At 43.5% G+C, this 24,410-nt stretch carries 17 protein-coding genes and 1 pseudogene; 2 read left to right on the top strand and 16 right to left on the bottom strand.

The annotated features are described in order from the left end of the window. Positions 1-10 precede the first annotated feature (10 nt). The 5 genes from AAH944_RS01755 to AAH944_RS01735 all read right to left on the bottom strand — a co-directional run bounded on the left by AAH944_RS01755 (position 11) and on the right by AAH944_RS01735 (position 5,579). The gene (locus AAH944_RS01755; RefSeq protein WP_415535995.1) at positions 11-2,494 is read right to left on the bottom strand and encodes an ATP-dependent Clp protease ATP-binding subunit; all 2,484 of its coding nucleotides are present in this window, start codon (positions 2,492-2,494) and stop codon (positions 11-13) included. Between the two features lie 31 nt (positions 2,495-2,525). Then, entirely contained in the window at positions 2,526-3,593 is a 1,068-nt protein-coding gene (locus tag AAH944_RS01750) for a protein arginine kinase (protein WP_415535994.1), read from the bottom strand. After that, positions 3,590-4,114, bottom strand: a complete 525-nt coding sequence (locus AAH944_RS01745; protein ID WP_415535992.1) for a UvrB/UvrC motif-containing protein — start codon at positions 4,112-4,114, stop codon at positions 3,590-3,592. Before AAH944_RS01745 ends, AAH944_RS01750 begins: the two co-directional genes overlap by 4 nt. A gap of 14 nt (positions 4,115-4,128) precedes the next feature. After that, positions 4,129-4,602, bottom strand: a complete 474-nt coding sequence (locus tag AAH944_RS01740) for a CtsR family transcriptional regulator (protein WP_015043979.1) — start codon at positions 4,600-4,602, stop codon at positions 4,129-4,131. Between the two features lie 185 nt (positions 4,603-4,787). Then, positions 4,788-5,579, bottom strand: a complete 792-nt coding sequence (locus AAH944_RS01735) for a hypothetical protein (protein WP_415535990.1) — start codon at positions 5,577-5,579, stop codon at positions 4,788-4,790. A gap of 184 nt (positions 5,580-5,763) precedes the next feature. On the opposite strand from AAH944_RS01735, the gene AAH944_RS01730 reads away from it, so the two are divergent. Both AAH944_RS01730 and AAH944_RS01725 read left to right on the top strand, forming a co-directional pair. Further along, positions 5,764-6,366, top strand: a complete 603-nt coding sequence (locus tag AAH944_RS01730; RefSeq protein WP_415535988.1) for an NUDIX domain-containing protein — start codon at positions 5,764-5,766, stop codon at positions 6,364-6,366. A gap of 85 nt (positions 6,367-6,451) precedes the next feature. Then, positions 6,452-6,880, top strand: coding sequence for a putative ABC transporter permease (locus AAH944_RS01725; protein ID WP_348980699.1), 429 nt, complete (start codon positions 6,452-6,454; stop codon positions 6,878-6,880). A 58-nt stretch (positions 6,881-6,938) separates the two neighbouring features. Here AAH944_RS01725 and AAH944_RS01720 read toward each other — a convergent pair. From AAH944_RS01720 to AAH944_RS01670, 11 genes and pseudogenes are all read right to left on the bottom strand, one after another. After that, a pseudogene (locus AAH944_RS01720) lies at positions 6,939-9,220 on the bottom strand (thioredoxin domain-containing protein). A gap of 13 nt (positions 9,221-9,233) precedes the next feature. Next, a complete protein-coding gene (locus AAH944_RS01715; protein ID WP_415537741.1) occupies positions 9,234-10,781 on the bottom strand; it encodes a recombinase family protein in 1,548 nt (515 codons plus the stop codon). A gap of 97 nt (positions 10,782-10,878) precedes the next feature. Then, a complete protein-coding gene (locus AAH944_RS01710; RefSeq protein WP_415535986.1) occupies positions 10,879-11,028 on the bottom strand; it encodes a hypothetical protein in 150 nt (49 codons plus the stop codon). 660 nt (positions 11,029-11,688) lie between these two features. Then, positions 11,689-12,342 (bottom strand): vWA domain-containing protein, encoded by a 654-nt coding sequence (locus tag AAH944_RS01705; RefSeq protein WP_415535984.1) that lies wholly within the window; start codon positions 12,340-12,342, stop codon positions 11,689-11,691. A gap of 121 nt (positions 12,343-12,463) precedes the next feature. Continuing rightward, complete coding sequence (locus tag AAH944_RS01700; RefSeq protein ID WP_415535982.1) at positions 12,464-13,759, bottom strand: topoisomerase IV; 1,296 nt, start codon at positions 13,757-13,759, stop codon at positions 12,464-12,466. Between the two features lie 4 nt (positions 13,760-13,763). Further along, on the bottom strand, positions 13,764-14,774 hold the full coding sequence (locus AAH944_RS01695; RefSeq protein ID WP_415535980.1) for a macro domain-containing protein: 1,011 nt from the start codon (positions 14,772-14,774) through the stop codon (positions 13,764-13,766). Positions 14,775-15,064: 290 nt separating this feature from the next. Further along, the gene (locus AAH944_RS01690) at positions 15,065-16,201 is read right to left on the bottom strand and encodes a cysteine desulfurase family protein (protein ID WP_415535979.1); all 1,137 of its coding nucleotides are present in this window, start codon (positions 16,199-16,201) and stop codon (positions 15,065-15,067) included. A gap of 12 nt (positions 16,202-16,213) precedes the next feature. Continuing rightward, positions 16,214-16,411 (bottom strand): hypothetical protein, encoded by a 198-nt coding sequence (locus AAH944_RS01685; RefSeq protein ID WP_415535977.1) that lies wholly within the window; start codon positions 16,409-16,411, stop codon positions 16,214-16,216. 4 nt (positions 16,412-16,415) lie between these two features. Further along, entirely contained in the window at positions 16,416-17,897 is a 1,482-nt protein-coding gene (brxL, locus tag AAH944_RS01680) for a BREX system Lon protease-like protein BrxL (RefSeq protein ID WP_415535975.1), read from the bottom strand. Between the two features lie 11 nt (positions 17,898-17,908). After that, the gene (gene pglZ / locus AAH944_RS01675; protein ID WP_415535974.1) at positions 17,909-20,203 is read right to left on the bottom strand and encodes a BREX-4 system phosphatase PglZ; all 2,295 of its coding nucleotides are present in this window, start codon (positions 20,201-20,203) and stop codon (positions 17,909-17,911) included. Between the two features lie 2 nt (positions 20,204-20,205). Further along, positions 20,206-24,402 carry a hypothetical protein gene (locus tag AAH944_RS01670; RefSeq protein ID WP_415535972.1) on the bottom strand — a complete coding sequence of 1,399 codons (4,197 nt, stop codon included), beginning with the start codon at positions 24,400-24,402 and terminating at the stop codon, positions 20,206-20,208. Positions 24,403-24,410: the final 8 nt, after the last annotated feature.

Here is a 24,410-nt window from a genome sequence, read left to right as displayed (position 1 = left end):
TCCTTCCCCCTTAGACCTTTTCCAGTTTCTTTCTGCCCTTTTTCTTGACGGCAGCGGGTTTCACAAAAACGACTTCTTTGTCGGAAAGTTCGACCTTAATCGTATCGCCTGCGTTATAAGTTCCTTCAAGAATCTTTTCAGACAAGGGATCCTCAATCATTTTTTGGATGGCCCTCCGTAAAGGACGCGCCCCATAAGTCGGATCATTACCCTCTTCTGCCAGATGCTCCAGAACCTCATCATCCAGGACCAGTTCAAGCTCCTGCTCTTTTAGTCGTTTGCTGACATCCTTGATCAGGATTTTTGTAATCTTCACAAGATCGTCTTGCTTGAGCGGATGGAATACCACCATTTCATCCACTCTGTTCAAAAATTCCGGACGAAAAGTCTTCTTAAGTTCCTCCATGATCCTGGAACTCATGGATTTATATTCGCTTTCTTCGTTTCTTCCGGAGACAAAACCCAGAGATTCTTTTTTGAGGAAAGAAGCTCCGACGTTGGACGTCATAATCAATACGCAGTTGCGGAAATCCACAAGCCTTCCCTTAGAGTCCGTGAGCCTGCCGTCTTCCAGTACCTGCAGCAGAATATTAAACACTTCAGGATGGGCCTTCTCTATTTCGTCAAACAGAATGACGCTGTATGGTTTCCTGCGGACCGCCTCCGTAAGCTGACCACCTTCATCATGACCGACATATCCCGGAGGCGAACCTACCATCCTGGATACGGCATGCTTTTCCATATATTCGGACATATCAACTCTGATCAGCGAATTTTCATCCCCAAACAGAGATTCAGCCAAGGACCTCGCCAGCTGGGTTTTTCCGACTCCTGTCGGTCCGAGGAAGATAAACGAACCAATGGGCCGCTTAGGGTCTTTGAGTCCCGCCCTGGCCCGTCTGATCGAACGGGCAACAGCCGTGACCGCCTCATCCTGTCCGATCACGCTCTCATGCAGAAGGGATTCCAGTTTCAAAAGTCTGAAGCTTTCTCCTTCTTCAAGTTTATTCACTGGGACTCCTGTCCAGCTCGATACGATTCCGGAGATATCCTCTGGCCCCACGACCATCCGGTCCTTGTCTCGGCTTTCCTCCCAGTTCTTACGAATCTCGCTGAGCTTTTCGCGTTTCTTTTGCTCTTCGTCTCTGATTTCGGCGGCTTTTTCGAATTCCTGCCTTTTTACGGCTGCTTCTTTTTCTTTCTTCAGATTTTCGATTTCTTCCTCCAGCTCTTTCAAATCCGACGGTGCCGTAAAACTGTGAATGCGAACTTTGGATGCAGCCTCATCAATTAAATCGATGGCTTTATCGGGCAAAAATCTGTCGGAAATATACCTGTCGGACAAGCGCGCTGCCACATCAATCGCCTCATCGGATATCTTCACCCTGTGATGGGCTTCATACTTGTCCCTTAAGCCCTTCAGAATGGCCACGGTTTCCTCAACTGTAGGCTCTCCTACCTTAATCGGTTGAAAACGTCTTTCCAAGGCTGGATCACGTTCAATATGCTTACGGTATTCATCGAGCGTCGTTGCTCCGATACATTGCATTTCTCCTCTGGCCAGGGCCGGTTTCAGAATATTGGCTGCGTCAATGGCTCCTTCGGCAGCCCCCGCTCCGATCAGCGTATGGAGTTCGTCGATGAAGACGACCACGTTGCCCGCCAGCCGGATTTCTTCCATGACTTTTTTCATTCGCTCTTCAAATTCACCGCGATATTTTGTCCCTGCTACCATCGAAGAAAGATCGAGTGTCACAACCCGTTTATCGGCAAGGATCTCCGGCACTTGGTTGTTGACAATCCTTTGGGCCAAACCCTCGGCGATGGCCGTTTTTCCGACCCCGGGTTCTCCAATCAATACAGGGTTATTCTTCGTCCGGCGGCTCAGCACCTGAATGACTCTTTCAATTTCATTTCCCCGGCCGACGACGGGGTCAAGCTTCCCTTCAGCGGCCATAACCGTCAAGTCCCGTCCGAACTCGTTTAAAGTCGGTGTTCCGCCTGCCTGTCCGGGTTTGCTGTTATTCGCGGCGGCACTTCCGGGCATTGATGTGCCTTCGGTTTCTCCTCCCAGGAGCTCTACAACCTGCTCCCATATTTTTTCCGGACTGATCTTAAGATCCGCCAGGACTCTCGCAGCAATTCCTTCTCCCTCAATGATCAGGCCAAGCAGAATGTGCTCGGTTCCGATATAATTGACCCCCTGGCGTTGAGCCTCTTCGGTGGCAAGCTGAATCACGCGCTTCACTCGCGGAGACAATCCGACCTCTCCACTGATAGGGGTTCCTACGCCAATGATCTGGGTAATCTTTGCGCTTACCTTGTCAGGAGCCAATCCAATCCCGGTCAGCGCCTTCGCGGCAACTCCTTCTCCTTCTTCAATCAAAGCCAAAAGAATATGCTCAGTCCCTATAATCTTATGGCCCATGCGTTTGGCAATCGCCTCAGCAAGCATAAATACTTTTTCTGCCTTTTGCGTAAATTTTCTTGACATTCTGATCCTTCCTTTCCAAACTTATCGGCGTTTAATTTACATTCTCACTCATTTTGTGATGGTAGATTCCACGCACAAAATTAGCTCTTTCTGCGTTAATATGATAAGCATCCAGCTGCTTATTGAGATTATATTGCAGACATCCCTGCATTGAGTTGATCAAGACAGACACGAAACCTGCAGAAACTCTAGACAAAATGCCCATATCAATGCCCAGCCGGTCCTCCGATAGAAGTGAATAGATCTCTTCCGTTTCAAGGATCCTGACATTTTCCAAAGTCCCCCGGGCCCTCCATACTTTGTCTTCGACGATAAGCGGAGATTCTTTGCGAACAACTTCCCGCATCTGGACTTCCCGTTCCATCAGCTGCCGCGTCACCGCATCAAGATGTGCCAAGGTGTCCTCTTCACTCTTACCTAACGTAACCTGGTTGGATATCTGAAAGATATTTCCGAAGGGCCTGGAGCCTTCACCGTACAGGCCGCGTACTGCCAACCCAAGCGAAGTCAGGGCACCCAGAACCTGCTGGACCTGATTGGTTAGCACCAGGGCCGGCAAGTGAACCATTACGGATACTCTCAGGCCGGTTCCAACGTTGGTGGGACAAGTCGTCAAATAGCCAAGCTTTTCTTTATAAGCAATATCCAGATGCGCTTCCAGATAATCATCGACCAATCCTGCAAGATGCCAAGCTTCCCTGAGGCTGTTCCCCGGCATCAGCACCTGAATTCTCAGGTGATCTTCTTCATTGACCATGACTGCAATTTTATGGCTTTCGGACAAGGCCAGACCGCGTGCATATTCAGTCTCGTTAAAACCCGGGCTGACCAGATGCTTTTCAATCAGTACCTTCTTCTCCACCGGAATAAGCATTTTCAATGGAATATAAACAAGCTTTTCCCCTTCAGCGGTAAAACCGTCCAGAACGCTGGAAATCTGTGCTTCAATTTTTTCGGCATCATCGTGGGACATGACGTGAGGGAAAGGATTGTCCGCGATATTTCTGGCCAATCTGATTCTGGAACTCAATACAATCGGAATGTCCGGCGTATCCTTCATCCAGAAGCTGTCTTTGGCAAGCAGTTCCCGATAAGTCATTTGCTCTCACCTCCGACAGTATTCTCCATTTCTTTAATCCGGTCTCTTAATATAGCTGCCTCTTCAAACTTTTCTGCTTTTACTAGCTCCAAGAGTTGTTCTTTCAATTTGACTATTTCCTGTTTGTTTCGGAACGAAGCGCCTCGTCTTACCGGCACTTTCCCGACATGCATCCCTCTTCCATGGATCCGGCGCAGGAGCATTTCCATTTGGGGCTCGAATTCATCGTAACATCTGCTACAGCCCATTTTCCCGGCTTGCTGTATCTGGGAAAAAGTTCTTCCGCACCCGGGACATTTTCCGGGCTGGCTGTCTACGATCGTCTGATCATACTGTCCTGCCGGATTTACCCCAAATAATGCCTGTAAAAAATCCGATACCATTCCAGGGTAGAGATTGAAGCCGGTACCAGGCGCTTTCTGCGCACATTCCTGGCAAAGATGAAGCTGCGCCGCCTGTCCATTAATGATTTTGGTCAGATGAACCACAGCCTCCCGTTGTTGACAGTTCTGACAAAGCATTGCTATCCCCCCGATCAATCATTAACATCGTCCCGGCACATATTCGCCAGTATTTCTTTCATCATACGGGCCCTAAGCGTAGAAGGCAAATTCGTCACTCCAACCAAAAGCCGGTCGGAAAAAATCGTTTTTACCAAGATTGCTTCTCTTTTGGTGAACAGATCTTCTTCTCTGAGTCTGTCCACAAGATTGTTGGCCCGATCCTGGGAAAGGTCATCCCCGATGAGTTCCGACATGAGTCTCTGGAATTTACCCTCAGGATCAAGTCCCAGCCTAACAATCCTTAAATAACCGCCGCCGCCTCTTCTGCTTTCAACAAGATAGCCGCGTTCTGCAGTAAACCTCGTTGTAAGAACATAGTTAATCTGGGAAGGAGCACATGAAAAGAAATCAGCAAGATAACCTCTTTGCAGGACAATGTACCCAACTTCGGCCTGCTCTATAATCTTTTTGAGGTACTCCTCGATTCTGTCCGCCAAATTACTCATCGTCATCCATCCTTATTTCAATGTTGACCTTTGCTGACTTTATGACCTTTCTTGACCTTTGTAACTATTTTAACCCTTTTTGATCATTTTGAAAACTATTTTATTTAAAAAAACCTATCCGAAGATAGGTTTTTATACTCGCTGACTACAAAAAATTTAACATTGCTGTACTTAACGAAAAGTCCTCAATCGCTGATAAACAAATACCACAAACCGAAGGTGACCGCTGCGACAATCACAACCAGAATAACAAGCTTTAGTCCACCAAAGCCGCTTTTCTGTTCGAACTCAAAATCTAGGTCATCGTCATCGTCTGCACTCGGGTCATTTTTACTGTTCATGATATAACTATTTAAATCAGAAAAGCGGCTTCTTTCTTCCGCCCCTACTTCTGTTTCCTCCAGAGTACCCAGATCAGTCGGTCTTTTCGGGATCATAGCGGTATCTTCTGCGTTGTAGGCTTCATCAGCTTTATTCAAATCATCCACTGCCTCAGTATCAGCAAGCGGGCTGAAGCTGTTCGGACTTGTTTCCGCCGGATCATTGATTTCGCTTATACCCTCTATTCCATTAAAATCATCTTCCAGGGAAGCCGCTTGGGAGATAAACAGTCTTTGCAGTTCATCCTGCCCCGAATTTTGATCACCAAGCAGAATTGTTCTGATCTCCTCATTGTCTTCATCCGAATCTCCGGCAAAAACAGGCCCTGCTTCCGCTTGATCCTCTTCCGGAGACTTCCCGGCCGTCCGGCCATATTCTCCGTTGGTCTGGTCAAATTCCCCGGTGTTCTGGTCATACTCGTCCATAGCACTGTCATTAATATCAGCCTCATCTTCAAGACTAAACTGCCTTCTGATGCTTTCCGCATTTTCCTCGGACAGTTTGGGCTCTATATCTTTCCAATACAAGCCTCCCTCCAACAACTGCCGGAGTTCCTCAGGATCAAGCCAAATCTCTTTTTTCTTATCATTTTTCATTCTAATATTTCCCCCACAGGTTGAAAATTCAGTCGAGTAAAGTATTATAAAGTATTATTTAGTAGTTCTACAAAGAAATTGTTTATCCTTCGTGCCGTATTTCTCAATTCAGATAAAATTTGCATCTTATCTTTTTCAGGATAAAATAGGATTAATAACTTTGATTAGAGAAAGAAGGAACCCTATGCCGTCTCTTTATCCGGAATTTAAGTTTTGTCCCGTGTGTTCTGCCGCACTGGAGTATAAACTAATTGAAGACAAAAAGAGGCAAAGCTGCCCGGCCTGTGACTATATCCACTGGGGGGAATACTCCCTGGGCGTAGGTGGTCTTTTGCTTCAAGACGACAAAGTACTCCTCGTCCAAAGAGCGCATAACCCCGGTAAAGGAAGATGGACCATTCCCGGCGGCTATGTAGAACAGAATGAAAAAATTGCCCAAGCGGTTGTCAGGGAAGTCCGCGAGGAAACCGGCATCCTATCGAAGCCTGTAAGCATTCTGGCAGTCCGCGATTACCCTGAAGATATCCCGAACGTGAAACACAATATTTATATTGTCTTCTTTCTTCGCGGTCTGGGCGGTCAATTAAAACATGATCCGGTCGAGGTAATCCAGGCCGGTTTCTACTCGCTCGAAGATTGTCGTAATTTACCTATCGCCCCGATGAGTCTTGAAGTGATCACAAAAGCAATCGAACACACCGGAAAAGAAAATCCTTTCCCAGGACTAATTCACAAAGAAGGAGTCCCTGTATTCGGTGCGCTTTCCGAACTATTCACTTTAATCTAAAAATAATTAAATTTAGGGTTAACCGTGATACTGATTATTAAGGGATATTTTACAATAAGTAAAATATCCCTCCCTGTCACAAACTATGATCATGCTAAAACGATATTTAATTTACGGGCTGATGGGCTGGAGCCTCGAAATAATCTGGACAGGACTTGATTCTCTTATTCACGGGGATTTTCGGCTAATGGGCTTTACCAACCTTTGGATGTTTTTTATATATGGTTCCGCTGCTATTCTTGAACCTTTACACGATTTAATTTCAGGATGGAGGTGGCCTTTGAGGGGACTCGTTTGGCTCACAGCAATCTGGGGGATAGAATATTTTAGCGGTCTGTTTCTACTTAAAATTCTGGGGGTCTATCCTTGGCGGTATACGGATCCGCTGGCGATAAACGGACTCATTACACTCAGCTATGCCCCGGTATGGTTTATCGGCGGCCTTCTCTTTGAGCGGGTTCACCGTAAACTTGATGCTTTCGTTATACTCACAAACAGATATTCAGAAAGGTAAACGGTAAACAAGCTCAAGGACATACCCATATAATGATACCTGGATGTGTATGCCTGGGTTATTCTGAGAGGATTTTTGCTAATTCTTCGGGGGTATTTACAGGCTCCCTGCAAGTAAAATCCCTGCAGACGTAAACCGATAGGTCCCTACCGACAGGGTAATCATCCATTCTTGGGATTAACTGTCCTAACGAACCGTCATTGTAGGCCACTGCAGCATATGGATGAAAATCCTTAAAAATGACGGTCTGCATTTTTTCTAGCGTTTGATTAGCGGAAGATCCCGACAATACCAGTTCCTCGCCTTGATTTAAGGCGTATTGGATCGCCTGAAGGAAAGCTGTGTATCCCGGAGGATAGTCCTCAACAGTCGTCCGGAATGAATTGATTTGTTTTTCAGCCCGTTCTTGCCATTTTGACAGTCCGGTAAGTCTCCACAGCCTCACTAGATTGCAGGCGCTCATTGAGTTCCCGGAAGGCATTGCACCGTCATAGATCTCCTTAGGCCTGAGTAGCAGTTCCTCAGCATCACAACCGGTAAAATAATATCCCCCGTTCGTTTCATCCCGGAACAGTTTTTCCTGCTCTTCCTGAAGAAATATCGCCTGCTCCAGGTATTCTGTTTTTCCGCACGCCGTATAGAGTTCCAGCAACCCGTGGACTAGAAAAGCATAATCATCGAGATAACCAGGTATACCTGCCTCACCATCCCTGTACCGGGCGAGCAGTCTGCCGCGGGAATCAAACATCCTGTCTCTGATAAAACCTGCGGCATTTTCTGAGGTTAGAAGAAGACTCTTTTTATCATTTTCCCAAGAGAGATCACCTGAGAGCACCTGCACTCCTTTGGCTAAAGCTCCAATCATCAAACCATTCCAGGAAACCAGGATCTTATCATCTTTAGCCGGGTGGACTCTTTTTTCTCTTGCTGAAAACAGAATGGTATTACAAATGTCCAACATCTCGTCCAGTTCGTCTCCAGTCAGACTATAGCGGGAAGTGAGGTCCCCAACACCGACATGAAAGATGCGTGAAGGAATATTTTTTCCTTCATAATTACCTTCATCCGTTATGCCATACGCATCACAATAGATATCCGCCACTTCTTCTTTTTGCTTAGAAAGAGGTTTAAATCCGTTTTTAAGCTCTCTTTCTTTTTGAAGGGATTCAATTCCATCCTGGAGTGTTTTTCTAATCTCATCTTTGGACCAAAGATAGTATTTGCCCTCCTCCCCTTCAGAGTCGGCATCTTCCGCACTGTAAAAGCCTCCTTCCGCAGAAGTCATATCGCGCAGAATGTACCGGAAAATATTCTGTGCAACCCGGCGGTATTTTTGGTTTTTCGTCCGCTGAAAAGCTTCTAAATAGACACGCGCCAAACCGGCGTTGTCGTAAAGCATTTTTTCAAAATGAGGGACCAGCCAGTAACGGTCTGTGCTATAGCGTGCAAAGCCAAACCCGATATGATCGAAGATCCCTCCGTCAGCCATGCTGTCCAATGTTTTTTCAACCATCGCCAATGCTTTGCTCTGTGGCTCTTCCATTGAATACCGCAGTAAAAAACCCAGGTTATGGGGAGCCGGGAATTTGGGAGCACTGCCGAATCCCCCGTATTTTGAATCAAACTTGTTTTCCAGCAGTTCATATCCTTTGCCCAGTAGGGTTTTACCCCAGATCGCTATATCACCGCTGTCTTTTTCTTTCTCTGTAAATGGCAGGGTCTGCTTGTTCTTTGGCACGGCAGACGTGGCGTTTTTATCCCCTCGATAATGCCTGGTAACTGTTTCGTAAAGTTCCGCTGCCGTTTGGATGACTTTATCTTTCTCTGTCTGCCACAACTCACCTACCTGACTCAAAATATCCATGAGACCAGGACGTCCGTAATGGCTGTGTTTTGGGAAATAAGTTCCGGCAAAGAAAGGCTGTTTATCCGGCGTCATCAGCACTGTCAGCGGCCAGCCCCCTGCTCCGGTCATCACCTGACAATAGGTCATGTACAGTTGGTCAATATCCGGTCTTTCTTCCCGGTCCACCTTAACCGGAATATAACTGCGGTTCAGAATTGCGGCGACTTCTTCATCCTCGAATGATTCCCGTTCCATGACATGGCACCAGTGACAAGTTCATCATAGTAGACAAGTCAGCTATACCCAATAGAAAGGAAAACCGGCTTATCCTCTGATTTTGCTTTGGTAAAGGCTTCATCACCCCAAGGGAACCAATCCACTGGGTTGTAAGCGTGCTGAAGCAGATAAGGCGACTTTTCATTCGCTAATCTATTGGGTATTTTATTTTGATTGTCCACATGACCACCTCCTTTTTTTATGAATGTACACCCCATATGCACTTTCAATTTATTTGAAGTTGACAATTACTTTTATATCGTCTCCGTTTTTCTGCCAGACTATGCTTTCAATAATAGTACGGTAGAGATCATTACGAGCCGCATTATCGGTTGTCTCAGTAATGTTTTCAAGAAAAGCGTCCAACATCTTTTGCCGGTCTGCATTTGTTATTTTAGCGGTAGACTTAGCTTTTTTCTTTAGTTCATAAAGCGTATTGCTTGTATGATAAATTTCATCTTCCCACTTCTTTTTTCTTCTAAGCCATTCACTTCGGCAATAATCCCCATATTCATAAGCGTCATTGACAACTTCCAATGCCCGCTTCTGCCTTTGAAGATTAGCGTCACATTCTATGATCATTTCATTAATGCTGTTTAGTGTATCATTTTCAGCCTCAGTTTCATTTGCAATAAAGTCAACCTTGTATTTCTTTATTTCCTCAAGCACCATTTTCTCAATGAAAGATATTCTTATACCTTCATTACGGCATTTTTCCCCCACGGGGTTAATATACCAGCACGGCTTCATAAATACTTCATTCCGCTTTACGTAGTAAGTATGGGAATGACCGCATTTTGCGCATTTAATCAGCCCGGAAAAAGCATATGTTTGATGGCGAGCCTTGGTACCGATCAGCTTCCTGTTTCCTATCAACTCTACAATTCTATCATGTTCTTCCTGCGTTTTAGCTGGCTCGTGACAGTTTTCGACCACTACCCATTCGCTTTTAGGAAAGACTTTCAAAGCCTTGGCGTTTGGGCGTTTCTGTTTATGACCATCTCCCTGGGTCTTATTGCTGATAATTTTCCCTAAATGGGTTTCGTCTGTCAACAACCTTTGAACAGTTTCTCCTCTCCAGTAATTCGACTTAACCGTAAGGATACCTTTTCTGTTAAAATTTTCAGCTATTTTCTGCGGAGGTATTCCTTTTATAGCTTCCTCAATCATATTTCTGTAAATTATATATCTTTCGTCATGGATGACAATTCCTTTGGGATTGTACTTATCTTTATAACGCTGATAGACATAAGGAAACGGCGGGATGCCGTTTGTCCATTGTCCCCGTCTTGCCCCAATTTTCTTTCCTTGGCGCAGCCTCTTGGTTATCATCTTGTATTCCTGCCGGGCAAAAAATCCCTTTAAATCGGCATATGTATCATCAATATCATCATTCAGGTCGTAAATTTTATCCGGAGTGATAATGAGCGTATTTGATTTTTGAAACGCCTTTTTGAGCCGGTCTTGCTCTCCCAGATCTCCCCTGCCTAACCTGTCATATTCAACAACACAGACAGCATCGTATACCCCTTCCTCGACTTCTTTCAAAAGCTTACAAATCTTCGGGCGCAGATCGATGCTGTCTGATGTTCCGACTTCCATGTACTCCACATATTTAAAATTGTTTCTTTTGCATAGGTCAATAAGAACCATGCGATGCTTTTCCAAATCCTCCATGCCCTCCGCACGGGATTTTCTAATATATATAGCTACATATCGGATAATGAATTTTTTATCCTCAATACCCAATATGCTCACCTCCAAACAAAAATAAAGCATCACACTTAAATAAATGAAAAACACTTGCCTTTGTGAATATTATCAATTTGCGAATAAGTAACGTCAAAGGTACGGAATACAGAGGATTATTGTAATTTTAAGCTTTACAATTATGAACTGGGCGGATCAGTATATTCAACTCGTTGTTTTCCTGAAGTTGGTACAGCTTCTTTTGAAATTGTCTAAGTGCTTGGTTAGATGGTTTATTCGCAATTACAGTAATTCTCAGTTTGCTTTCGCTGGACATTATGTCTCCTCCTCATTATCCTAATGAATCTGCAGCGGTAAGGGTATGCCTTATTTTAGAACCACTTATAGATTTAAATTGGCATACCCTTACCGCTTCTGTTTTGGTTTACTAAGGTTATTGGTTTTATCCGGCAGACGGCGGTTGACCGTCTCATAGGAATTACACCTCCCCGTCAGCGACCGAGGCGTACTCTGGGACTTAACCTCGACTGCACGCAAGTATCATTATCCCGCCGTATGTGTCATGGCCATAAATGCTACCAGCATTTATTTATTGCACGGGTATTTGTCGCTTCCACCTCAAGGTGATCATGGCGTACCTGCAATATGGCTTTCCTTTTCTAGGACATACGGGGAAAGTACCGGATAAAACACATATTCAATTTTCAAAGAACCTCCGAGGGGGTAGATAAAAGTCCCTCTATTAATCAGCAGATTTTTTGGTCGTTTATACCCCCCCTTTTGAAATTTTTAGGAAATTTTTTAACGGAATTGATCGAGTCGGCTTAACTTAACTCCCTACTTTTATTCCGCTAGCTTTTGTACATCCAATAATGTTTAGAAAAGAAAAGACACCGCAATCTTGCGATGTCAAATTTCATTGAGCAAAACAGTATCATTTCAGCTTTTTATCCGTTATCGAAAACAAGTCTTAGATTCATTTCCGTCCTCCGCGATTCTTATAATCCTTTTGAATTTCGTCGTTCCAGCCTTCTGGCATTGCGGAGCATTCGCGGAATGAAGCAACGGCCTCACTCATCACACGAAAATTCAATTCAACACCTTCTTTGTCTGCGTGATAGTTCTGGGCGCGGTCTGCGGGAATCCCAAATCGTCCAGCTGTTTCAACAGCGTCGATATTTGCACCGAGAAAGATAAACTCCCACCCATAATTTTTCTTTTGCCGCTCGATCTGCGCCTTGACCTTATCAGCCGAATATTCACGGCTGGAATTCTCCTCGCCGTCCGTGATAATAATAAACATTACCTTCTCAGCACGGTAATCGTCGGCTGTGTGTTTTTGAGCGTTGCCAATTTTGTGGATTGTCCTGCCAATAGCATCAAGCAGTGCCGTTGAACCGCCAACAGCATATTCCTTCTTGGTAATTGAGCTAACCGCCTTGATGTCGATACGGTCGTGGAGCAGTTCATAGTTGTTGTCGAACAGCACAGTCGTAATGTGGCATTCTCCGTCTACCGACTTTTGCTTTTCGAGCATCGAGTTGTAACCACCAATTGTGTCGCTTTCCAAGCCGCCCATTGAACCGCTCTTGTCGAGTATAAAAACAAGTTCTGTTAATCCTTTTTTCATTTTTCATGTCCTCCTTAAGTTTCATTACGACTTAAGGATAATAGTTTCGGCGGGACGGGTGGTCGCTTCGGAAGTGACATCTTACAAAATTGCTTTTGATTTTACTCCTTGTTTATCATTACTATCCCACCACGGATGCTTCATGCAAGAAGTAGTACTTACCATCTTTAATAATAATCTGAACACCTTCATCATATACTTCTTCTGGTTTATTTAAAGCTTTCGGCTTAGGTTTGGTTTGAGTGTTAATCTTTTGAACCAATCCTTGTTTTAATTCCTTGTATTTCCACTTTTCATCTACAAAACCTGGTATTGCCGAAAACAATCTATCAACTCCGGTCTTTGAAATACGATTTTTATCCAAATCAATACATAGTGATTTAACCTGTCTATCGTGCCATTGCTCTAGCAAATTTCTGGTTTGTACCGATTGCTCTAAATACTTGTTAAATAAGGAATAGCTCATATCACTTGATATGCCGCCTTTCCCAAATAAATATGTCAATTTGCTGATTTCCTCAAGAACGGTAACTAATATATTCTGATATTCAACAAGAATATTAAATACATCAATTTTTTTCTGATACTTTTTATAATCGAGATTAGGACTCTTTTGAGAAATGTCGGTTATCGTTATATTCACTTGTCCAAGTAGTTCAGTAGTAATACCTTTTAAATTTTCTAAAGTTGTTAGTTTGATTTTCCTTTGTTCGTCATTTTCCATAATTTCAGAACTGAATTGAGAAATCTCCCTAACGCGAGAAAGTAAAGATAAAATCCTACTCTTTAATTCCATCTCTTGAAAGTCGCTTATTTTGTCTATGCTCTTTGTCATAGTCTCTAGCTTGGAATTTATCTCCGACATATAATATTGCCCGACAACCAAAGAACCAACATTTATGACATTTGCAACACCGTTAGCTACCAAAGTAGCCTTAGAAATTTTTGTAGGGTCTACTTTAACAAAATTTGCTTGTCCTTTAATTCTTTTTGTTCCGCGATAAATACCTCTTACAGCACCTTCCATTTGTTTAGATTTTGTAAGGGTTGCTCCACTTGGAATTACCGCTTTATATAACTCAACACTTTTAAGAGCTTTTTTTGTAATTGTTTTTGCTGCGATTTCCGCTGCAGCCGGAATAGTCTCTGAGATTCGGGCAATAACCGTACGGTCTGTAATTTCAAATAGACTTTTTTCATCAAATTCGGTTGTCACCGGCAGTCGCTCTATTGGTATGGTTATTCCGCTTTCTTGAACACATTCTGCCTCAAGTGCCTCAGAAGTAATTGGGGCAGAATTTACAGTGTCTAAAACATCTTTGCTGTAAGAATTAGCTTTTCTCCTTGATTTAATTACCAAGGCAGCAATCAAAGCAACGATTATTATAGATAGTATTATTACCAGAAAATAATCCATGATTTCACCCTCCCAGCAACGGCTGGTCGTATTTGAACAGTACTTCATTAATCTCAAAAATGTCGTACTTCCTGCTGACAATAAAGTATTCGACAATAACGTCGAACTTCTGGCTGTGGGACAGGGCATAGCCAGCCCGCTCCAAAAGGTCATCCGTTTCATCGAGTGACAGCTCCAACGCCACTGCAAGGGCAACGGCAGTGCGCTTGCTCGGTGTATAACCTTTTCCGGTTCTGATTTTGGAAAACAGCTTTCGGTCAAGGTTGGCGCGTTTGTAGATTTCCACGTCCGTCTTGCCCTTGGCATCAATCAACCGCAGGAGTGTCTCCGAGAATGGCTCGTCCAGGCTGCCTATCAGCTCGTCAATACCAGTGCCAACAGTCGGGGCTTGCGTGGGTGACGGCACGTTATACCTGATAAAATCAGCTTCCTCAAGGACTTCACGCTCGACATCAAGCAACTCTTGCCGAGTATACTTGTGTTCTGCGACGTAATGCTCATCAATATAGCTCTCGACTTCACCGATAAGCTTCTCACTGACCGTGAACGCCGCCTTATCAAATACGGCGAGATACACTTCCAATTCGTGTTCTCCGAGGAAGTCTTGGATAGCTCCCGTGGCAACTTGCAGGGCTTCGTCTTTCGGGTAACCATAAATACCGCTCGAAATCAGCGGAAATGCTATGCTTTCGCATTTGTTCTCTACCGCTCGTTTCAGACTGTTTATGTAGCATAGGCGTAGTTGCTCTTCCTCACCATTCTTGCCGTCACGGTAAACTGGTCCCGCTGTGTGGACAACAAACTTGGCGGGCAGCCCGAACCCCGGTGTAATGACTGCGTCGCCAGTTTGAATCGGCCCGAGTTTTTTGCAGGCCGCTTGCAGTTCGGAAGCGCCCGCCGCCTTGAATATGGCCCCGCAAACGCCTCCACCCATTTGAAGCGCGGTGTTTGCAGCATTGATGATTGCGTCAACCTTCATTTTCGTAATGTCCTGCCGGACTATGGTAAAGGGCATATGGTCACCTCATATTTGAGCTATCCTCGAAGCTGTTTCTTCACTTTATACGTTTTGCTCGTTCGCGGTAATATGTCCACGTTTATAAGTTGAGAGGTCAATATGGATGTTTTTCCATCCACTCGATGGAACGATAGCATCAGATTGATGCCTTGACTGTAATTTGTTATTCTTCCGTTCTCGGGAATAGGTCGATAGTGGCTTTTATGTGTGTTATCCGTTTGTGGAACAATTCAGCAGTCTTAATCAGTTCTTGGGAACAATTCGATATATATAATGGCGATTAGCGATTAGCGATTAGCGATTATCTTAGCGTAAGCATCGCAAACAGCCGTTACAACGGTTTCAACTTCATCTATACAGTTGTATTTGCCGTATGAAATGCGAATAGCCGACTTTGCCTGTTGCTCGGATAGCCCCAGCGCAAGCAACACATGCGACGGTTCATCTTTACCGGAATTACAAGCAGAACTTGTGGATACACATACCCCTTTCAAATCAAGAAGATGCAAAAGCGATTCTCCAGAAATATTATCAAAGCCTAGATTGACTGTTCCTGGTAGTCGGTTCTCACAATCTCCATTAATCCTCACAAATGGGATTCTTTCTTTTATTCCCTTCACTGTTTTCTCAACCATAGCCCTTAAGAGCTTTACTCTTTCGGCCATTTCGCCGACGCTTTCCTCAATAGCGTAACCCGCCGCGACTATTCCGGCAACATTCTCTGTTCCGGCACGGATCCCGCGTTCTTGTTCACCGCCGAAAACCAACGGCGATAATTCTAATCCTGACCGCTTATATAAAATTCCCGTGCCTTTTGCTCCATTAAATTTATGGGCAGACGCAGTTAAGAAATCTACATTCAAAGACTTAACATCGACAGGGATATGTCCGACTGCTTGCACTGCATCGGTATGAAACAGGATACCTTTGCCTTTCAAAAGTTGGCCTATCTCTGCAATCGGCTGTACTGTTCCAATTTCATTGTTGGCAAACATAATCGAAACCAGTTTTGTATTGAGTTTGATTGCCGCTTTAACTCTCTCGATTTCAATGAAGCCCTTGCTATTAATCGGTAAATAGGTGACTTCAACTCCTTTTTCTTCAAGAGCATGGCAAGCGTTCAAAACCGAGTGATGTTCTATAGACGACGTAATAATATGAAAAGCTTCACCATTAAAATCGGCTAACCCATGCAAAACCCACGAATTGGATTCCGAACCGCCGGAGGTAAACGTGATTTCAGACGGCATCGAATTAATCGCAGTGGCAACCTGAAGTCGAGCCTGTTCGACTGCGCGTTTTGCTTTTACACCAATTGAATATAGGCTAGACGCATTGCCGTACTGCTCCTGTAAGAAAGGTAGCATTTTGGCAAGAGCCAATTCGGATATTTTTGTTGTTGCGGCATTATCAGCGTAAATCACGTTTTCACCCCCCTAAAATAAAGTACATCCTTGCTCCTTAAATTCTTCAACCTTAGCGAGCAGAAACTCAGCGTCAACCTCCAAATACTCAGAAAGGCAATCAAGACAATAAAAGGTCTTGGCACCCTTATTCAAAAGCTTTTTATTGAGACCCATCTCGTTTTTGTTCAAGTCTTCTTTTCCGCAAACATAACAGATTTTACCCTTCATATAGTTATACCTCTCTTATTCCGAATACAGGTACATCTTTTCCCTTGTACTCATTGTCGAGAAGTCCCAATTGAGTTTTGATTATGTCGCGCATACGATATGCTCGTTGTAAACAATAACGCTTGAAATCTGAAGCAGAAATATCTCGTGCAGTGCGAACATTCGGAAACAGTAATTTTAAGTATGCTGTGGCAATACGCTTTACAGCCTCGGTATCACGGGTGTCTGATTTATCAGGCACTTCTACAAGCTCGTCAACAATTGCACGATAACTCATATCGTCTCGAAGTTCGTGTAAAATGGAACAGAAGTATTCCGAGTTTAATGCCCAACCCGATATCTTCAAATCTTCATTCATTCTAGGGATATGCCATCCTTTGATGAATCCATGAAAACGGTCAATAAGTGCCGATTCATGGAAAGACTTAGGCAGTTCACTAAACATATTACTGAACCCACCGTCATCCATTATTTCTTTGCTGATATTGCCGCAAAGAACGAATCCGGCATCCGCGGCACGTTCATAAGAATCAATCTTAATAATTCCTGATTCAAGGTATGCTTTCAATACGGTGCGCATTTCATCAACATCACCGAATTGAATTGTTTGAATTTCGTCGAGCACAACGAAGTCGCTCGTGGCTACTAAGCCCTCGGTATGACGTGTCTTATGATAAAAGAGGGTGGCGCGGCTTATTTTACTATCAGTTGGTAAAGCTCCAAAACGGCTCACACGACCAAAGAGATACGATTTACCTGTGCCTTTAGGTGCAAGTTCAATAAGGTTGAGCCGTTTTTCGACAAATGGAAGTAGTCGCGTGAGCATGGTGAGTTTCGTTTCTTCGTCTGAGTATCCACCCGCATTGTAATCCACTGCGCCAAGTAAAACATCAATCCATTCAGCCGTTGAAAATTCTTTTCGTGCATCTTTGTAGTATTCAACATCAACCGTATATGGACAAAATGGCTTGAACGCAGTAAGCTTTATTTTGCCTTTATTCGCACCTTTTGCAGATGAACCGCTCTTTGTTTCAGGTGCAAACAAAATATCTGCATCTTCTGGAGAACGATAGCCAATTTCGACCATACCCCATGTTTCGCCGTGAAGCAAATCATCTTTACAGTCATCCCATACATCTTCTTCGATTATTGTGTCTTTGAAGGTCAACCCATAATCCGGTAAAGCAAAATAAACCTGCTTTTTTTCTACGCTAATTTCTGTGGTAATTTTAGCAAGAAAACGAACTTTTTCATTGCCCATAACAACACGGTCTTTTATTGCACTCCAGTCATCTTTGCGCGGCAAATAGGTCTGCACGAATTTCAAAACTTCTTCTGTGTCGTATTCTCCATTTTCGTCTTCAAACTTCTTCAAAAGCCAGTCGCGCATAAATGACGGCAAGTTTAATGCTGAGAAGAAATTTGTCTTTCTCAAATCCTTATAGACAACCATCTCATCAAAACAGTTGCGTAGTGTTTCTATCATAGCACGACCTCCTAAAACATACTGTCAAAATCATCGTCGCCGCTCTTTTTTTGCGTTTCGCTAAGAACGTCGAGATTGATTTTGCCGATTAAATTATCGCTGTCAAATACATCAGCAAGGTATTTGCCCGGGCGTTTAATTTCAGTTCGAATGCGATAATGGTTCTTGTCAATTTTCTTAGCTACGAACGGGGTTAAAATACCCTTGATAACCACACTCACTCGCTGCAATTCAGTTTTTGAAAACAGCATAAATTCTAATGGCTTTCTGAAACTTGCAATAAGCCTGTCATTATCTACAACCTCGACAGAAGTGTCAGGATTTGCGAGTGTAATTTCAATAATCGGGATAACGACTTCTTCCAAAGACGCTCCACCGTGAACTTCGACATTTGCCCTGCGACTTCCTTTGAATCGCCCGTAATTAGCAAGTACCAAGAATTGCCCGTCAGGACTTTCGGTAGCAAAAGGCAAATCATACAATGTTGGCGAATAATCCGCGGGTTTCTTACGACAACGTCCACTGTGCTCACCTTTGGTATCGGTGTCGTATTTTTCTTCTTGCTCATTTATGACAGCAAGACGGCTCGCACCATGATCGCTGGCGATTAGAACTTTCTTGCAGTGATGTAATGCGAGTTTTGTTGCCGCTTTTTCGAGAACTTCAGAAATAATATCCAACTCTTTAGCAAGATGAATCGGAGGATTACCTGGCTGATGAATATAGCCACCGCTTTCTTTATGCTTTAATTCATCAAGCCTTTGTTCTTTTTCCTTTTGGCCTCTCCATTCAAAATAAAATTCGTTGTTCATTGATGTTATTGTAGGCAATTCAGCCTGTGCAATGTGAATGCGAAGCGATAAGCCTTTGTTTTCACACAATTTTTGAATGTAGCTGAGAAATTCCACGCTAAGTGCGTCTATCCAGTAAAGATAAGTGTCGTTTAAATTAAGTGCGGTCAAGACTTCACTACGCGTACGCAAGCTGTTATATTTCCGCTCGATAGCCAGCGTTTCAACTTGCGTCAAGAAATCGTCTTTAATGGCGTTGCTGATCTTTTGACTTTTGTAGCTTTCAAAATATTCTGTCAGCAGTGTATTGAGTTCTCCGTTCACTTTTGGGTCAACGAAAATGTATTTTCGCAAGTAATCAACCAGTGCTGAATACACAATTTCAGCACGTTTCAATAGAGTTTCTTTATCGACGCTTGAAAAAAGTGCAATAAATTCCTCGCGCTCAGTCAATGTCCTATCTGTGAGTTTATATATACTTTCTGTTAAGTCACGCCTATTTTCCGAAACAAAAGCGGCGATATCTGACTCGGCAAATTTCTCTACAAGAACTTTTCGCTCGTTGTAAAAAGTATCAAATCGCCGATCTGTGTGAGGTACATTAATGATTGCATTTATGATATTTCGCTTGAAATCCGCAAATAAAGTCGTCGTTTCAATGACATACTTCAAATATGAATTGCTTATTTCTGATAACTTCAATTTTAAGGTAATGAAGTACAGCCAATTCTTATAGCCCACTCCGTTTATCCAAGCGGAAAACACATTTTCAGGATTGTCGCCAAATTCTTCAATAAGAGCGTTTATTTCGCCGTTAGCTGCATTTAGTGACGACAGAAATTCAGTCCACTGCTCGTCTGTTCCGAAAATTTTAGCAATAGAGAAAGTGGGATGAATGTGTTTTATAGCGTCATATGCAGAATTTATCTTGCTTACCACAAACATTGGGCAGTCAAAAATAACGTTTGACTTTGCTCTTATCTTTGTTTTCCCGCATTCAAATTCGTCCAGCAGTGCCTTTATACCCTCTATTGCGTGCAAGTTTAGATTTGAAGGTATAAAAGCAACGCTAAGAGCGGAGCTTGTGTCATCCGTGAACAGAACGCGCCTCCCGTCAAAACGAGTAGGGTCAGCATTTTGAAGCCGTAGCACGACGCTAGTAACTCCTCGAAGAAGTATAACAACACGGGCATTGCCGACTTTCATGTCTTTTATTTTAGATAAGCGATCAAAAGCAGCTTCTTCGCCACATAACGCAAGATATTCCCCAAGTCCGAGTATTACTATTTTTTTATCGGGACTTTGTCCGTCAATATCGGCAAAATCCACATTGCCAATAAGGCTATCCAGGTTCGGGCGTTTATCAGTGTTTCTGCATAGCTCGCTGACTTTGACGGACTTTAATCCAGCTTCTGACAGCTGTGTTTTTATGCTCTCGTAATTGCCATCGCCGACCACGAGGAAGAAAGGTGCGTTAACACTTGTATTTGACAAGTACTTTGTTACCTCATTCAAAGTCAGATACCCCCTCGTGTAATAATCTCTATCCCAACCGCTGCATTCTCCTTCACAAGGCGTTTGATATATACATCACGCTCATTATCCGTCATCTTTCCGAGGATTGATAGAGCGGTGTCGCTACCGCCTGCAAAATACTCTGCCTCCGCAAGTTTCTTGACTTCAGCTTGGACTGCCGGGTGAGAGAACCAGTCATATGCTTCTATTGTTAAGCGTTCAAGGCGCTCTCTCACTTTTGCCGTTGTAAGCATTTTAGAATAACTGCCAATGATGTACTTAACAAAAGCCTCATCTCGCTTCTCCACACTTTGTAAATCCTCAAAGAATGAAGCGTTATCAAGATATGCAAGCGCATCCTTTATAGCAAATTCAGGCGGATTAGTTTGATTTAGTGTTTCAAATGTTTTCTTTGCCTTGTCGTAGTCATCACCCACTACCAGCGCCAATATCGGTGTGCTGTATTTAGATGACCATTGTTTCGGTGTAGCTGTGTTTGTTCTATCTTTCCATAAAGCAAACAGCTTTACTTTCAATTGTCCCTTGCGAAACTCATCCGCCTTATCTCTAACCTTTATGTTACACTCGCTTGCGGTCATCGAGAACATACCAACAGGAAGTGTGCCAATTATTTTACCCACATCATCCACATCAACTAAATCGAGACCGTCAAGATATGGCGAGTAGATATCAATAAACAGCGATTTTTCATCGTTTAAGAGTTCTGCAAACTTTGTCCCATTAGACTGCAACTCGGCAAGGAACGTCTTGTATTGCTCGTGCAGTAGTTCGGTTTGCCCATAAATTTTTGCCATAAAATCGATGAGCTTTACGAGGTGTGGATACTTTATTTTGAAACCTTCAGCCGAAACATGAACAAATTTCAACCTATCACGCCAAGCAGCGAGAGCTGTTTTTAGGGAATTTGTATTAGCCGAAAGAATGCTGTTGGTTTCACGCGCGACTCCATACTCAGTCAGCAACTTGCGAATTTCTTCTTCGCCAGTTGTTTTTATCCATAAGCGAGAACGTTCGACGCTGAACAGTCTTCGAATGTCGTCGATGAGATTCGCCTCTGCATTGATATCACGAGCAAGGTCAAGGATTTTTCCGCCTTCAAAAGTTTTCAAATACTCACGAATACCATTTTGGCAGTTTTCTTTGGTGATTAACCTTTTTAAATTTTCGCCCAAAGTGGACTTAACCTGGGCAAGTTTGCCGATTTCGATGGCGATTTGTTGCGCTTCCGCTCCTTCTTTTTGAACAAGCGCTATATACTTTTCAACAACATCGTAAACGCCAAACTCGTCAATCTCAGAAAGTACCCAAATAGGCAATCCAAGGTCAGTCATCTTCTTGCCGACAGATATTGCCGCAATACCAACGGTTGAACAGGAGTCAGGTAAAATATCAAAGGCTTTTTCAGATAGGGAGTAGAACGCCTTTTCATCTGCTGTCATCCTTGCGATATAGGTGTCTTTGTATTTAGCAAGGTTAGAGTTACCTATGTAATCGCTGAGCATAAAGGCAAGCGTTTCCTCTTTAGATACGTTTTCAAACGGCTTACCAGTATTGTCAATAAAGCGATACGTATCGTTGCAATATTCTTTCAGCAAGAATCCGGCGAGGAACGCAGAAAGATTGCTCTGCGAAAATCCGAATTCTTCTTCCAGCATATTGTATAGGTCGCGGATAGAAACCTGCCCACCACTATTTTCAAATGCATCATTAATTTTCTTTTCAAGGGCGATCTTGATCTTTGAAATAGGCAATGCTGATAGGACAGGTTGTTCCCAATATCTATCGACTTTCCATACAGAATTGGGAGCGACATCTAATGTATATTTCTCAATATTCGCAACGTCATTACCAGAAGTCACTAATGCACCGTGTTTAGCACTCGCTTTTCCTTGAGAAAGTTTCAACATCCTTTCAGTCAAGCCTTTGTTGAAGTCCATAATTAGCTTATATTTTGTGACAACAAAGCTTTGCAATGCACCGATTACGCCCGTTGCATTCGGATGACGCTCACCTGCACGATTCGCAGAGGAGTAAACGATAAATGCTCCTCTTTCAATACTGTTCTTCCATTCGGTATCAAGGATGTTTCGAGCATCTTTCGCATACTTCTTCGCAAGGTCTTTATCGTTGCCGCTGTAATACATCGACATTGCCTGGAATTCTACATACCGCTCAACGGCATCTGCACCAAGCGGCGTTGAGAGCGCATCAATGAAAATAATATGTTTATAATCATCGTTTGCAGCGGCTTCCGCGATTGCTTTGCGGAATGACGGTACTTCCGTATCATCTTTAGCAAAGCAAAGAACGGCAACGAAACGCCAACCGTAGTCTTTATCTTTAAGGGAAGTCAGCAATCTGGTAAAGTCCGCGCCTGCGGAGGCTGTGAGCAGTTTACCATTCGGTGGCTCAATGTCGAATCGTAATTTTAACGCAGGAGTCAATGACAACACACTTGCCAAATCACCCTCTGCAATAAGTTTAGCAGTTGTTAAGCTTGAACGCAGGTCGCTTTTGTTTTTCTCAATTTTAGCTTGATCGCCCGCAAGTGCAACAACAGCATAAACCTCTTGATTGTTACCGATTTTGCGTTTAATCAACACCCCGTCGTTGACAAGTTTTTTTGCAATAGAAATTGCAGCATTTCCTTCCAGTTCTGAAATGCCTTCAAAGGCAAGCGACAGATTTTTATCGATAAGACGGAACAGTTCTATCTGATTGCCCGTGCGTTGGTCGATTGCTTGGATAATAAGAATCGTCTTTAAAACAGATTGTTCTTTTTTGCTTAGATTTTGCTGGCGCGGGTATGTATCAAGTATCGACTGAATATCAGCCGTGAGATTATTTCTACCTTTTTCATAGAAGAAATTCCACAGTAAATCAACCGTCAATAAAGGGCGGTCGCCATCTGATGCGGTATTGGAGATAAACCACTGAAACGCCTCAACATCCTCGTTGTCTGCTGTTTTGATAAAGTCGAACATGCTACGCTGGTTCGCCTCAAATGCAGTTGCTATATATTTCAGAACCATTGCTGCATATGGATGGAGTGGCATAATTTTTTTGATTACTTCAGTATTTGTAATGCCAGCCGTCTGCATAACAGCACGGCTTGATTCCGGCACAAGTGCATAGAGATTACTTGAAGTGCTGCCCCATGTGGTTTTGGCAGCAGGATTCACTTCAAGCGCACTCCCGATAAGGTCAAACGCTATGCTATCAGGCAGAGTAATTTCCGTAAACTCATAACGTTGTTGAACGACTTTCCATGCTTGATCTTGTGAGTTTGTGATAACGCTAGATGTTTGGTGCGTAACGATTACAAAGTAGAACGCAGTACTTTGGGCAAGGCTTGCAATCTTTTGAAATTCATCGAGTGAGTTTCGGTTGTTCTTGAAATACGACGAAAACTCATCCCAAATAAGGACAATTTTAATCTCGTTCTTCTTAATGATGTCTTTAAGCCATTCAATTAGCCTATCGGTGTTGAGTTCAAACGCAGTAATACCGCGCTTATCGGAAAGATAGAAAATGTTTTCCATCAATTCTTTTAACTCGCCGCCCTTATTAAGATCTTTCAGCACCTCGTCGGCTGTGGATTGAGAGAAGCGGCTCGAGAATTCTGGTAGCTGCAAATACTCGTCAAAGTGTTTTTTGTTCAGCGGATCTTCAAGCCATGCAATAACGCTGTCACGCAGAGTGTTCTCACCTTGGTAGGCGACGCCCGCCTCGACAAGCGCCGCTTTTACGCTATCTTGCACAGCAAGAAGCAAATCACGAGTGCCGTTAATGCCACCGCTGGCATATCGATACGTCACCACGATTTTGCGTTCTTTGTGACCGAGCAACCTACTAAGTAGGTCTTTGTTCGCATTTGTTTGAAGTACGTGTTTATACCTGTCGTCATCCCAATATTCACGCAATTCCACTTCGGGAGCTTCAAGTATTCTCTTTAAGGCATAGGCACACTGACTTTTGCCCGTACCGTAAGCACCATGAACCCAAACCGGGGATTTACTACCCGCAAGCATACGCTCCACATTTTTAAGGAGGTCAACAAATGTGGGGTGCGGATAAGTTTTCTTCCATAATTCTGGATTCATACAAATTGCTTCTTGGTCGATACAGCGAAAGAAATCCTTGTCAATATTGAAATATTCAATGTATTTGTCAGCCACTTTCAGTT

The organism is Dehalobacter sp. CP (assembly GCF_047652685.1).
Lineage (GTDB): Bacteria > Bacillota > Desulfitobacteriia > Desulfitobacteriales > Syntrophobotulaceae > Dehalobacter.
Note: the sequence above shows the minus strand (reverse complement) of the source record. Positions and strands in the feature narration are given on the sequence as shown.